General features: G+C 71.3%; 12 protein-coding genes. 2 read left to right on the forward strand and 10 right to left on the reverse strand.

Annotated features, from left to right (window positions below; genetic code table 11):
• Positions 1-124 precede the first annotated feature (124 nt).
• Positions 125-685, forward strand: a complete 561-nt coding sequence (locus NCCP_RS05115) for a DUF937 domain-containing protein (RefSeq protein ID WP_149956177.1) — start codon at positions 125-127, stop codon at positions 683-685.
• A 30-nt stretch (positions 686-715) separates the two neighbouring features.
• Here the strand turns inward: NCCP_RS05115 and NCCP_RS05120 are convergent, their stop codons facing one another.
• From NCCP_RS05120 to rimP, 8 genes are all read right to left on the reverse strand, one after another.
• Complete coding sequence (locus NCCP_RS05120) at positions 716-1,213, reverse strand: hypothetical protein (protein WP_225873686.1); 498 nt, start codon at positions 1,211-1,213, stop codon at positions 716-718.
• A complete protein-coding gene (locus NCCP_RS05125) occupies positions 1,210-1,584 on the reverse strand; it encodes a hypothetical protein (protein WP_149956178.1) in 375 nt (124 codons plus the stop codon). The genes NCCP_RS05120 and NCCP_RS05125 overlap by 4 nt, the downstream gene beginning before the upstream one ends.
• A gap of 55 nt (positions 1,585-1,639) precedes the next feature.
• Complete coding sequence (gene truB, locus NCCP_RS05130) at positions 1,640-2,548, reverse strand: tRNA pseudouridine(55) synthase TruB (protein WP_149956179.1); 909 nt, start codon at positions 2,546-2,548, stop codon at positions 1,640-1,642.
• Between the two features lie 187 nt (positions 2,549-2,735).
• Positions 2,736-3,191 carry a 30S ribosome-binding factor RbfA gene (gene rbfA / locus NCCP_RS05135; RefSeq protein ID WP_149956180.1) on the reverse strand — a complete coding sequence of 152 codons (456 nt, stop codon included), beginning with the start codon at positions 3,189-3,191 and terminating at the stop codon, positions 2,736-2,738.
• Between the two features lie 166 nt (positions 3,192-3,357).
• Positions 3,358-6,255, reverse strand: a complete 2,898-nt coding sequence (gene infB, locus NCCP_RS05140; protein WP_149956181.1) for a translation initiation factor IF-2 — start codon at positions 6,253-6,255, stop codon at positions 3,358-3,360.
• 153 nt (positions 6,256-6,408) lie between these two features.
• A complete protein-coding gene (locus NCCP_RS05145) occupies positions 6,409-6,738 on the reverse strand; it encodes a YlxR family protein (protein WP_308655496.1) in 330 nt (109 codons plus the stop codon).
• A gap of 216 nt (positions 6,739-6,954) precedes the next feature.
• The gene (gene nusA, locus NCCP_RS05150) at positions 6,955-7,956 is read right to left on the reverse strand and encodes a transcription termination factor NusA (RefSeq protein ID WP_149956182.1); all 1,002 of its coding nucleotides are present in this window, start codon (positions 7,954-7,956) and stop codon (positions 6,955-6,957) included.
• A gap of 1 nt (position 7,957) precedes the next feature.
• Positions 7,958-8,530, reverse strand: a complete 573-nt coding sequence (gene rimP, locus NCCP_RS05155) for a ribosome maturation factor RimP (RefSeq protein WP_149956183.1) — start codon at positions 8,528-8,530, stop codon at positions 7,958-7,960.
• Positions 8,531-8,636: 106 nt separating this feature from the next.
• Between rimP and NCCP_RS05160 the strand changes: the two genes are divergently transcribed.
• A complete protein-coding gene (locus NCCP_RS05160; RefSeq protein ID WP_149956184.1) occupies positions 8,637-9,911 on the forward strand; it encodes a hypothetical protein in 1,275 nt (424 codons plus the stop codon).
• A gap of 10 nt (positions 9,912-9,921) precedes the next feature.
• On the opposite strand, the gene NCCP_RS05165 is transcribed toward NCCP_RS05160, so the two are convergent.
• Complete coding sequence (locus NCCP_RS05165; RefSeq protein WP_172627314.1) at positions 9,922-10,728, reverse strand: sulfite exporter TauE/SafE family protein; 807 nt, start codon at positions 10,726-10,728, stop codon at positions 9,922-9,924.
• A gap of 5 nt (positions 10,729-10,733) precedes the next feature.
• Complete coding sequence (locus NCCP_RS05170) at positions 10,734-12,551, reverse strand: proline--tRNA ligase (protein WP_149956185.1); 1,818 nt, start codon at positions 12,549-12,551, stop codon at positions 10,734-10,736.
• Positions 12,552-12,592 lie beyond the last annotated feature (41 nt).

Genomic DNA, 12,592 nt, shown 5'->3' on the forward strand with positions numbered 1-12,592 from the left:
CCGCGGCACCTGCGGGCCCTACCGCGGGGTGGCCGTCCCGGCTAGCATCGCGCCCAGGGGCCCTCCGGCACGCGCGGCGGGAGGCCCAGCTGATGCAGGAAACGAATGGGAAAGAGGACCATCCATGCCCGCCATCCAGGACTTCATCGGACAGATCCCGATCGACCAGCTCGCCGGCAAGCTCGGCACCGACCGGCAGACCGCCCTGGCCGCGGTCCACGCCGCCCTGCCGTCACTGCTGGCGGGAATGCAGGCGAACGCCTCCTCCCCGGAGGGGGCCAACGCGTTGCGATCGGCCATCGCCCAGCACGACGGCTCCCTGCTGGAGGGCGGCGTGGACCTGGACCAGGTGGATGAGCAGGACGGCGAGAAGATCGTGGGCCACGTCCTGGGCGGCAACCGCACCGCCCTGGAGTCGCAGCTGAACGGAGCGACGCCGGAAGGCTTCGACCTCGGCGGCCTGGTGCGGAAGGCGCTGCCCCTGCTGGCCCCGCTGGTGATGTCCTTCCTGGCCAAGAGCGGAGGCAGGGAATCCGCGGAGGCCGGCGGGACCGACCTGGGCAGCCTGCTCGGGGGCCTGCTCGGCGGGCCGTCCCCCGCGGCCGGCGGGCAGTCCCCCGCGGCCGGCGGGCCGGAGGGAATCGACCTGGGCGGGATCCTGGGCTCCCTTTTCGGCCGGAAGTAGTTCCCCGGCAGCCCCGCCGGGGCAGTTGCGTCAGGGCAGCTGCACCTGCGGCGGTGCCGGTTGGGGGCGGTGCAGGTACAGCCACCACAGGCCCACCAGCGGCAGCAGCAGCGGCACGTAGCCGTAGCCGGCGCCGAACTGCGTCCACACCGCGGGATGCGCGAAGTGCTCCGGGACCAGCAGGCCCAGGGCTCCCACCACCAGCACGCCCGCGAGTTCGATCAGTACGGCCGCCAGCGACACCGCCCAGCTGCGGGGCTTCCCCGAGGCCAGTGCCAGGGTCGCCACGATGTACACCACGGCCGCAAAGGCGCTCAGCGAATAGGCCAGCGGCGCTTCCCCGAACTCGGTGAGGATCTGGAATCCGGCCCGCGCGGTCGAGGAGAGCGCGAACACGCCGTAGACGGCAATAATGATCCGGCCCAGCCCGCTGCTGCGTCCTGCCGCGCCCGCCTGCTCCCGCGGCGCGGAGGCGGGCCGCTTCCTGCCCGTGTGGGGCGTGCCGGCCTGCGGGGTGTTGTTGCTCATGAAGGAAGGGCTCCGTCCCAGATCTGTTCCATGCGGTAAAGCATCACGAAGACCGTGACGCCGGCCGCGGCGAGCACCACGTTGCTCCACCGCGTCTTGTCGGTGACCGCCCACCAGAACGCGATCGGCGGGATCAGCAGGGCGGTGAGCACGTAGCCCCAGAACTCCCACGGTTCGCCGCTGATGGCCTGGCCGCCGGCCTGCCGCACCGCGGCGGCCACGGCGTGGACAACCAGGAAAAGTTCGACGGCGGCGACCGCCAGCAGCGCGTAGTCGTCCGGATGGTCGCGGATCACCGCGGCGACGACGCCGAGGATGAGCGCGAGGGCGCAGACGATGGCGCCGGCAATGAAGAAGCCGTCGACGATCACGGGTCTCGGCGTTCCTTTCGGGGGTTCGGGTCGGGTGCCGGGGGGCGGGGCACGGTCAGGCCGTCGCGAAGACGAGTTCGGGTTTGGCCGCCTCGCCCTTGTTCTTCAGCAGGGCCACCAGCGTTCCGTCAGGCGCGAAGGCCGCAGTGACCTCCTCGCCGGCGTTCCTGCCGATGCGCCGCCCAAAGGAGAGCTCCACCGTTTCCTCGGCGGTGAGTTCGCGGTTGGGGAAGAGCGCGCGGGCGGCCTCCTCCAGCGGAAGCATGGTGAACTCCCCGGCGAGCTGCTCCATGGTCCGGGCCTGCCCAATCCGGTAGGGGCCCACCTGGGTGCGGCGCAGGGCGGTCAGGTGGCCGCCCACCTCCAGGGCCTCGCCCAGGTCCCGAGCCAGGGCCCGGATGTAGGTCCCGGAGGAGCATTCGACGGTCACGTCGATGTCCAGCAGCTTCCCGCCGCGCTCGCGGCGGATGCCGTGGATCTCGAAGCGGTGGACGGTCACCGGGCGTGCCGCGAGGGTGACGTCCTCGCCGGCGCGCACGCGGGCGTAGGACCGCTCGCCGTTGACCTTGATGGCGCTGACGCTGGAGGGAACCTGCTGGATGGCCCCGGTCAGGCGGGCCACCTCCTCGCGGATGCGTTCCTCGGTCACCGCGGCGGCGATGCGCCGCTCCACGACCTCTCCTTCGGCGTCGTCGGTGACGGTGCTCTCCCCCAACCGGATGGTGGCGGTGTAGGTCTTGGAGACACCGACGATGTAGGTCAGCAGCCGGGTGGCCTTGTTGACGCCCACGACCAGCACGCCCGTGGCCATCGGGTCCAGGGTGCCGGCGTGGCCCACCTTGCGGGTGCCGGCCAGGCGGCGGGTGCGGCCCACCACGTCGTGGCTGGTCCAGCCCTGGGGCTTGTCGACGATCACGAGTCCGGAGCCGACCGAATCAGGGGCGTTCTGGGGGCCTTTTTTCACGCCCTCCAGTATAGGCGCGCAACGGGCCGCCCGTTTCCGCCCCCGCGCAAGCAGGGGGATACGCCAAATGCGCGGGCCCGTGGCGTACGGGCCCGCGCACTGCGGGTTGCTGCAGGAGCGGGTTGCTGCGGGAGCGGTTCGGCGCGGGAACGCCTTCCGGGGGCGCAGGCCCCCGGATCCGGACACGCTAGGCGCGGAGGTCGTCCCCGCCGAAGTCTTCGTCCGCTTCATCCTTCTTGTACGGATCCGCCTCGCCGGCGTACTCCTTGCCCGCGGCCAGGGCCGCAACCTCGGCGTCCTTGGCCTTGGCCTTGCGCAGCACCTCCTCGAGGTGGGACGCGTTGACCGGGATCTCGTCCGGGACGAACTCCAGCGTCGGGGTCAGGCGCACGGTGATGTTGCGGCCGACCTCCTTGCGCAGGACGCCCTTGGACTTTTCCAGCGCGGCGCGGGCGCCGGCCTTGGCTTCCTCGTCGCCGAACACCGTATAATACACGGTGGCGTGCTGCAGGTCGTTGGTGACGCGCGCGTCGGTGACCGTAATGGCCTCCACCCGCGGGTCCTTCACGGTCTTGCCCAAGGCCTGGGCGACGACCACCTTGATGCGTTGCGCGAGTCGTGCCGCGCGTGCCGGGTCAGCCATGACCCCTCCTTCGTTGGCTTGCCTGTGTTGACACCAGCCTGTACCGAAACGTGGCTGGGTGGGTAGTTGGGGGCGCGGGAATTCCCGGCCGGGAACGACGGCGGCGGGGGCTTCCGTGCGGAAGCCTCCCGCCGCCGTCGTTGTCCCGGGCCGGGACACGCCCGCTTTAGGCGCGGGGCTTTTCGCGCATCTCGTAGGTCTCGATGGTGTCGCCTTCCTTGATGTCGTTGAACGACCCCAGGCCGATACCACACTCGAAGTCCGTGCGGACCTCGGTGGCGTCTTCCTTGAAGCGGCGCAGCGACTCGATGGTGAGGTTCCCCGCGACGACCTTGCCGTCGCGCACCAGTCGTGCCTTGGAGTTGCGTCGGATCGTGCCCGAACGGACGATCGATCCGGCGATGTTGCCCCACTTGGACGAGCGGAAGACCTCGCGGACCTCCGCGGTGCCCAGCTGGACTTCCTCGTACTCCGGCTTGAGCATGCCCTTGAGCGCGGCCTCGATGTCATCCAGTGCCGAGTAGATGACCGAGTAGAAGCGCATGTCCACGCCCTCCTTGTCGGCCAGCTCGGCGACGCGCTCGGCGGGGCGGACGTTGAAGCCGATGATGATGGCGTTGTCCACGGTGGCGAGGTTGACGTCGTTCTGGGTGATCGCACCCACGCCGCGGTGGATGACGCGCAGCTGCACGCCTTCGCCCACGTCGATCTTGAGCAGCGAGTCCTCGAGCGCCTCGACGGCACCGGAGACGTCACCCTTGAGGATGAGGTTGAGGGTGTCGATCTTGCCCTCGGCCACAGCCTTGTCGAAGTCCTCCAGCGTGATGCGCTTGCGGCGCTTGGCCAGCATGGCGTTGCGGTCGGCGGCTTCGCGCTTCTCGGCGATCTGACGGGCGGTGCGCTCGTCAGGGGTCACCAGGAAGGTGTCGCCGGCGCGCGGCACCGAGGACAGGCCCAGCACCTGGACCGGACGGGACGGCAGGGCCACGTCAAGCGGCTCGCCGTTCTCGTTGAACATCGCACGCACGCGGCCGTGTGCCTGGCCGGCGACGATCGTGTCGCCGACGGCCAGCGTGCCGGACTGGACCAGGACGGTCGCGACGGCGCCGCGGCCCTTGTCCAGGTTGGCTTCGATCGCGATGCCGCGAGCGTCCTTATCCGGGTTGGCGCGCAGGTCCAGCGACGCGTCGGCGGTGAGCAGGACGGCTTCGAGCAGGTCGTCGATGCCGGTCTTCTGGAGCGCGGAGACGGGCACGAACATCGTGTCGCCACCGTACTCTTCGGGAACCAGGCCGTACTCGGTGAGCTGGCCCTTGACCTTGTCCGGGTTCGCGCCTTCCTTGTCGATCTTGTTCACGGCGACGACAACCGGCACGCCGGCGGCCTGGGCGTGGTTGAGCGCCTCGATCGTCTGCGGCATGACGCCGTCGTCCGCGGCCACCACCAGGACGGCGATGTCGGTGACCTTCGCACCACGGGCACGCATGGCGGTGAACGCCTCGTGGCCCGGGGTGTCGATGAAGGTGATCGCGCGGTCTTCGCCCTCGTGGATGGTGTGGATCTGGTAGGCACCGATGTGCTGGGTGATGCCGCCGGCCTCGCCCGCCAGGACGTTGGTCTTGCGGATCGCGTCGAGCAGTCGGGTCTTACCGTGGTCGACGTGGCCCATCACGGTGACCACCGGCGGACGCGGCTCCAGGACCTCGTCGCCTTCGCCCTCCAGCTCGCCATCCAGGTCGATGTCGAAGGACTCCAGCAGCTCGCGCTCCTCGTCCTCCGGGGAGACAACCTGCACCTTGTAGCCAAGCTCCGCGCCGAGGACCTCGAAGGTCGCCTCGTCCAGGGACTGCGTGGCCGTGGCCATCTCGCCCAGGTGGAAGAGCACGGTGACCAGCGATGCCGGGTTTGCGCCAATCTTGTCCGCAAAGTCCGTGATGGAGGCGCCCCGGCGCACGCGCACAACGGTGGTGCCGTCGCCGCGGGGCACGCTCACGCCGCCCAGCGACGGTGCGCTCATCTGCTCCAGTTCCTGGCGCTTCGCGCGCTTGGACTTGCGCTGCTTGCCGCGGCCTGCGCCGCCCTTGCCGAAGGCGCCCTGGGTCCCGCCACGGCCGCGGCCTGCGCCGCCGCCCTTGGCGAACCCGCCGCCGCCGCCGGCGGTGCCGCCACCGGCACCCGGGGCTCCGCCCGGACGTGCCGGACCGCGGCCCGGGGCACCGGGACGGCCTGCGCCGGCCGGGGCCGGACGCTCAATGCGGCCGGGCATCATGCCCGGGTTCGGACGGGGACCGCCCGGACGCGGACCGCCCGCACCGGCACCGGCCGGACGCGGACCGCCCGGACGCGGGCCGCCGGCACCTGCGCCGGCAGCGCCACCGGCCGGACGGGGACCGCCCGGACGCGGGCCACCGGCACCCGGGGCTCCACCCGGACGCGGCGCGCCGGAGCGCATGCCCTGCTGCGGGGCGAAGGGGTTGTTGCCCGGACGCGGGCCACCCGGACGGGGGCCGCCCGGACGCGGGCCGCCGGCGCCGGCACCGGCCGGACGCGGGGCGCCCGGACGCGGCGCGCCGCCACGGTCGGTGTCGCCACCGCGCATGCCCTGCTGGGAAGAGAACGGGTTGTTGCCCGGACGGGGCGCGCCAGGCTTGGCGCCACCAGCCGGACGCGGAGCACGCGGGGCTTCGGCACGCGGGGCTTCGGCGCGGGGCGCCTCGGCACGCGGAGCCTCCGCGCGGGGGGCCTCGGCCTGCGGCGCTTCCGCACGCGGGGCCTCGGGAGCGGCAGCCGGTTCCGGCTTGGCCGGCGGCTTCGGGCCGGGCTTGATGCCGGACGGCGCGGCGGCCGGACGCGGGGCGCCAGGCTTCACGCCGGAGGCGGCGGGCCGGGCAGCGGGGGCGGACCCGCTGGCCGGGAATGCGTCGCGCAGTTTCCTGACGACGGGTGCTTCAATCGTGGAAGAGGCGGAACGGACGAATTCGCCCAGTTCCTGCAGCTTGGTGACTGCATCCTTGGAAGAGATACCGAGCTCCTTGGCGAGCTCGTGTACGCGGACCTTGGCCACATTTCTCCTGTCTCGGTCCGCACTTCTTCTTGGGTTACGAACCGTCTATTTTCTTGGTCGGACTGCCGGCGATTTGCGTCGGCTTGCCGGTGGAGGCGCTCAACAACGTGGTCATCGTTGGGCGCTCATCGCTTGGCACTCATCGGGTTTCCATCAGATTTCTGACCCGCTTTCAGGTTGGACGGTCGTGTCGGCGTCGGTCCCCGTCGGGGACGCGCCCGCTGCAAGCACTGCCGGATCGAACGTCGAGGACTCCACGGGAACCCGGAAGGCCCGCGTGAAGGCCTTGCGTTTGACGGCCAAGGCTGCACACTCCGGCGTCGGGTGCAACCAGGCACCCCTGCCGGACATGCGACGGTGCGGATCCGCAACGACGGCATACCTGCCGTCCCGCGCTGCCGCGACCCACCGCATCAACTGGTTTTGGTCCGCTTTCCGGCGGCAACCGACGCACGTTCGCTGCGGCTGGTGCTGCACGCTCACGTTCTGGAGATCTCCTGCGACTGGTTGCCGGCCCAATTTGGGACCGTAGACCAGTCTACCGCGTTTGGCCCCGCCCCGGCGACCCCACCCTGCCGGCGCCGCGTCCGCACCGGCAGGACCTGTCCGGGCACGACGACGGCGGCCCTCCGGGGCGCGGGCGGGTTGCCCGCGCGGGCCGGAAGGCCGCCGTCGTGCCGGTGCCGCCGGCCTGGATCCCTACTGGCGGGGCTGCTGCTGCATCGCCTGCTGCTGGAGCCGGGCGTCGGAGACGATGTCGATCCTCCAGCCGGTGAGCTTGGCGGCGAGGCGGGCGTTCTGGCCCTCCTTGCCGATCGCCAGCGAGAGCTGGAAGTCGGGAACCACCACGCGGGCCGAGCGGGTCGCGGCATCCACGATCGTCACCGAGTTCACCCGGGCCGGGGACAGGGCGCTGGCGATGAACGTTGCCGGGTCGTCGCTGTAGTCCACGATGTCGATCTTCTCGTCGTTCAGCTCCGTCATGACGGCGCGCACGCGCGAACCCATCTCGCCGATGCAGGCACCCTTGGCGTTCACGCCCGGAACCTTGGCCCGGACCGCGATCTTGGAGCGGTGACCGGCCTCGCGGGCCAGCGAGACGATCTCCACGGTCTTGTCCGCGATTTCCGGGACCTCCAGCTCGAAGAGCTTCCGGACCAGGTTCGGGTGTGAGCGCGACAGCGTGATGGACGGGCCCTTCTGGCCCTTGTGGACGTCCACGACGTAGGCGCGGATGCGGTTGCCGTGCTTGTAGGACTCGCCGGGAACCTGCTCCGGCGGGGGCAGCAGGGCCTCCACGGTGCCCAGGTTGACCTGGACCATCAGGGGGTTGTGTCCCTGCTGGATCTGGCCGGAGACCAGCTCGCCTTCCTTGCCGCGGAACTCGCCCAGGATGTTGTCGTCCTCGGCGTCGCGCAGGCGCTGCATGATGATCTGGCGCGCGGTGCTGGCGGCGATGCGCCCGAAGCCGCTCGGGGTGTCGTCGAACTCGCCGATCGCCTCCCCGTCCTCGTCGAACTCGGTGGCCCAGATGGTCACGTGCCCGCTCTTGCGGTCCACCTCGGCACGTGCCCGCGAGATGGCGCCCGGGGACTTGTGGTAGGCCACCAGCAGCGCCTGTTCGATGGTGGGGATCAGCACGTCCACCGGGATTTCCCGTTCGTGCTCCAACAGGCGCAGCGCGCTCATGTCGATATCCATATCAGGCCTCCTCCGCCTCGTCGTCGTCGATGTCCAGCATTTCCGGTTCCGGCTCGCCGGGACGGGAGAATTCGACCTCCACGCTGCCGCGGCGGATGCGGTCGAAACCAACTTCCACGGGCTCGCCCTGCTTGGGCTTCATGCCCTTCTTGACCGGCAGGTCCGGGACCACGACGATGCCGTCTTCGGTCACCCCGGTCAGCCGGCCGGTGATGTTGTCTTCCTGGACGAGGTTCACCTTGACCAGCCGGCCGACGTTGCGGCGCCAGTGCCGCGGCTCGGTCAGCGGGCGGCCCACGCCGGGAGAGGAGACCTCAAGGTCGTAGGGCGAGCCCGGGTCCCCCGGGTCCTGGTCCAGGGCCTCGGAGAGGGCGCGCGAAACTTCGGCGATCCGGTCCAGGTCCACGCCGCCGGTGCCTTCGAGCAGGTCAACGATGACGTGCACGGTCCGATGCTGCCCGGCAATCCGCACCTCGACGTCCTCGAGGTACAACTCGTGGGAGGCAACGGTGGGTTCCAGATACTTCTTGAGGCGTTCGGCCTCGGGCTGGGTGTCTACCGGTTTGGCGGACATGTATTCCTCCCACGTGATGATGTTGTGCCTCCAAGAGTAACGAAGATCCGGGCGGTTGGTCGCGGCGGCCCCGCCCCGCGCAGGCGGCGTGGGATGATCTAAGGCGATGTCACTTCCCCCCGCTTCCCCGCACTCCCCCGCCTCCGCGCAGCCGCGGCGTCCCCGGCGTCCCCGGCATGCGGGGAAGGCGGCCACCCGGGCCGGAGGACTGCTACTGGTCGCCGCCGTCGTCCTCGGGCTGGGCACCACGGTGGACCGCGGCGCCGCCGGAAACCCCGGCGATTCCGCACCCTCCGCCGCCGGAAGCCCGGCGGAAAGCCTGCGGACGCAGTTGGCCTCGCTGCTGGAGGAGGCCACCGCATTGGCCGCCGGGCCCGCACCGGCCACCCCCTCCGCCCAGCCGGAAAGAGACGCGGAAGCGGGCGCGGAAACGGCGCACTGGCCCGCCGACGAACTGGCCGCCGCACGGGAGGTCCTGGCCGCGCATGTCGACTTGCTCACACCCGGCGCCTCCCCGGTCCCCGAGCCCACCTCCGGGGCCTCCCCCTCGGGAGGGCTTCCATCCGGCGCAGCCCCACCCAGTCCAGCCCCACCCAGTCCAGCCCCGCCCAATGCAGCCCCGCCGGAAGCGTCCGAGGCTCCGGCTGCCGAAACGCCCGGTCCCGGGACAGGGGCGCATGCGGCTCCGGCCGCCTTCGCCGAACGGCTGGCCCAATCGGCGAACAGCCTGCTGACGGCCTCGCTGGATGCCCCGGAGCAGCTGTCCCGCTCCTTGCTGTCCGCCGGCACCGAACAGGCGCTGGCCGCCCGCGAGGTGGCCCGGGCCGGGGGTGGCCAAGCCGCGGTGAAGGCGCTGCCGGAGGTCCCGCTGGATGCCGGCGCGGCCTGGCTGGCGTTCGAGACCGAAAACGGCGCGGGGTCAGGTTCGGGGTCAGGCCCGGCGCCGGCCCCGGCGGGATCGGTATCCCCCCACGAGCCGGCGGCTTCGGGCGGGACGGCTCCTTCCCCGGGAACCGGGAGCACGTGCCAGGCCCAGGCCGCGCTCGCGGGCGCCACGGATGCGGCGTTCCGGCTCGCCTACGCCTACCAGGTGGCGGGGGCCCGATCCCGGGGAGACGCCGCGGAAGGAGCCTGGGAGGCGGCGGATGACCGCGAGCGCCTGGGCTGGCGGCTCCAGTCCCGCCTGCCGCAGGAGTGCGTGCCGCTGCGGGCGGCCGCCTACCGGCTGCCCCCGGGTTTCGCGAAGGACCCGGTGCGCTCGGCGGCTACCGGGGAGGAACAGCTCTCGGCCCTGCTGCGCGACGCCGCCGGCGCGGCCGGCGGCACCCTGCGCGCGGCCCTCGCGGCCGAGTCCTTCTCGGCGGCCCTGGCCGCATCCTGAGCGCCCGTTCCTACCCCGCGGGCATCCACTCCAGGGCGACGTCGAAGCCCAGGCGCACGATCAGGGCCCCAACCACCACCAGGAACACGATGCGGATGAACCGGGCCCCGCGGCCCACGGCCGTGCGGGCACCGAGGTAGCCGCCCACCATGTTGGCCACCCCCAGCAGCAGGCCCAGGCCCCACAGCAGGTGCCCGCTGGGCAGGAAGAAGACCAGCGCACCGAAGTTGGTGGCCATGTTGACGATCTTCGCCTTGGCGCTTGCGGCCAGGAAGTTGTAGCCCAGGAGGACCACCATGGCGATGATCAGGAACGATCCGGTGCCCGGGCCGATCAGCCCGTCGTAGAACCCGATCACCAGGCCAATGACCCCGGCCAGGACATAGTGCCGCCGCCCCTGGTGGCGCAGCCTGGTCAGTTCTCCGGCGGTGGGCCGGAACGCGGTGAACAGCGCGACCGCGACCAGGGCGGCCAGGATGACCGGCTTGAACACCGCGGACGGCAGCAGGGTGGCGACGATCGCCCCGGCGAAGCTTCCGGCCAGCGCGACCGCAGCCATCGGCAGCGCCGTTTTCAGGTCCGGATGGGCACGCCGGTAGTAGGTCACGGCACTGGTGGTGGTTCCGAAGATCGACCCCAGCTTGTTGGTGGCCAGCGCCTGGACCGGGGCGATGCCCGGGACCAGCAGCAGGGCCGGCAGCTGGATGAGCCCTCCGCCGCCGACGACGGCGTCGACCCACCCGGCGGCCAGCCCGGCCGCCAGCACCAGCAGAATGGTTCCGGCCTCGAGGTTCTCCAGGCCGGAACCATTCAGCAGTTCGCTCACGGGCGCGGCAGGTCCCAGCCCCGCGCCCTGGCCACGAGGGTCTCCACCACGTCGGCGACCGCCACGTTCTCGGCGGTTCCGGTAGCCCGGTCCTTGACCTCGACCAGCCCCTCGGCCAAGCCGCGGCCGACGACGGCGATGGTCGGCACGCCGATCAGCTCGGCGTCGCCGAACTTGACGCCGGCGGAGACCTTCGGACGGTCGTCGAAGATGACCTCGAGACCGCGGGCCTCGAGGCCGGCGGCGATCCGCTCGGCCTCGGCGAACAGTTCTTCGCCCTTGCCGGTGACCATCAGGTGCACGTCGGCCGGGGCCACGTTGCGCGGCCACACCAGGCCGCGGTCGTCGTGGTTGGACTCGGCCAGGGCGGCGACCGCGCGCGTGACGCCGACGCCGTAGGAACCCATGGTGACCGTGACCAGCTTTCCGTTCTGGTCCAGCACCTTCAGGTCAAGCGCCTCCGCGTATTTGCGGCCGAGCTGGAAGATGTGGCCCATCTCGATGCCGCGGGCGGTCTCCAGCGGCCCGGACCCGTCCGGGGCCTCGTCGCCGGCACGCACCTCGACGGCCTCGATGGTGCCGTCCCAGGCAAAGTCGCGTCCGGCCACCAGGCCGAAGACGTGCTTGCCGTGCTCGTTGGCGCCGGTGATCCAGGTGGTGCCGGCCACCACGCGCGGGTCCACCAGGAAGGGGATCCCGCTGGAGGACTCGGCGCCCAGCGTTGCGGCGTCCAGCCCCAGGGCCGGACCGATGTAGCCCTTGACCAGAGCCGGAACCTTCTTGATGTCCTCGTCGGTGGCGGCCTCGACGCCGAGCTCGCCGGCCGCGGCCAGGTGGGCACCGATGTTGGCCTCGATGCGCTTGAGGTCCACCGCGCGGTCCCCGGGCACGCCCACGACCACGAGCTGGCGCTCGCCGGTGGGCAGGGTCACGGCCAGCACCACGTTCTTCAGGGTGTCTGCGGCGGTCCACTCCCGGTCAGCGCGCGGGGCGATCGCGTTGGCGCAGGCAACCAGCGAATCGATGGTCGGGGTGTCCGGGGTGTCCTTGACCTCGAAGGCCGGGGCGCCGGCGTAGTCGATCTCCGCCGGGACGACGGTGGTCACGGCCTCGACGTTCGCCGCGTAGCCTCCGGCCGAGCGCACGAAGGTGTCCTCGCCGACCTCGGTCGGGTGCAGGAACTCCTCGGACTTGGACCCGCCCATGGCTCCTGCGGTCGCATACACCGGCACGATCTCCAGCCCCAGGCGGGAGAAGATCCTCAGGTACGCGGCGCGGTGGGCCTGGTAGGAGGCCTCCAGGCCGGCGTCGTCGACGTCGAAGGAGTAGGAGTCCTTCATGATGAATTCGCGGCCGCGCAGCAGGCCGGCCCGGGGGCGGGCCTCGTCGCGGTACTTGTTCTGGATCTGGTAGAGGGTAACCGGCAGGTCCTTGTAGGAGCTGTACAGGTCCTTGACCAGGAGGGTGAACATCTCCTCGTGGGTCGGGGCCAGCAGGTAGTCGGCATCCTTGCGGTCCTTGAGCCGGAACAGGCCCTCGCCGTATTCGGTCCAGCGGCCGGTCGCCTCATAGGGCTCGCGCGGCAGCAGTGCCGGGAAGTGCACTTCCTGGGCCCCGATCGCGTTCATCTCCTCGCGGACGATCGCCTCGACCTTCGCCAGCACGCGCAGCCCCAGGGGCAGCCAGGTGTAGATACCCGGGGCGGCGCGGCGGATGTAGCCGGCACGCACCAGCAGCTTGTGGCTGGCGACCTCGGCGTCGACCGGGTCTTCGCGCAGGGTGCGCAGGAATAGTGTGGAAAGTCGTAGGACCACGCTTGTCTATCCGTTTCCGCGGCATCGCGCCGCACTGGGAG

This window comes from Zafaria cholistanensis, from assembly GCF_008580665.1.
Lineage (GTDB): Bacteria > Actinomycetota > Actinomycetes > Actinomycetales > Micrococcaceae > Zafaria > Zafaria cholistanensis.

Excerpts from the sequence above, each read along its gene's own strand:
- rbfA (WP_149956180.1), bottom strand. The coding sequence starts at position 3,191 with ATGGCTGACCCGGCACGCGCGGCACGACTCGCGCAACGCATCAAGGTG.
- NCCP_RS05120 (WP_225873686.1), bottom strand. The coding sequence starts at position 1,213 with ATGAGCAACAACACCCCGCAGGCCGGCACGCCCCACACGGGCAGGAAG.
- NCCP_RS05160 (WP_149956184.1), top strand. The coding sequence starts at position 8,637 with ATGTCACTTCCCCCCGCTTCCCCGCACTCCCCCGCCTCCGCGCAGCCG.
- nusA (WP_149956182.1), bottom strand. The coding sequence starts at position 7,956 with ATGGATATCGACATGAGCGCGCTGCGCCTGTTGGAGCACGAACGGGAA.
- rimP (WP_149956183.1), bottom strand. The coding sequence starts at position 8,530 with ATGTCCGCCAAACCGGTAGACACCCAGCCCGAGGCCGAACGCCTCAAG.
- NCCP_RS05115 (WP_149956177.1), top strand. The coding sequence starts at position 125 with ATGCCCGCCATCCAGGACTTCATCGGACAGATCCCGATCGACCAGCTC.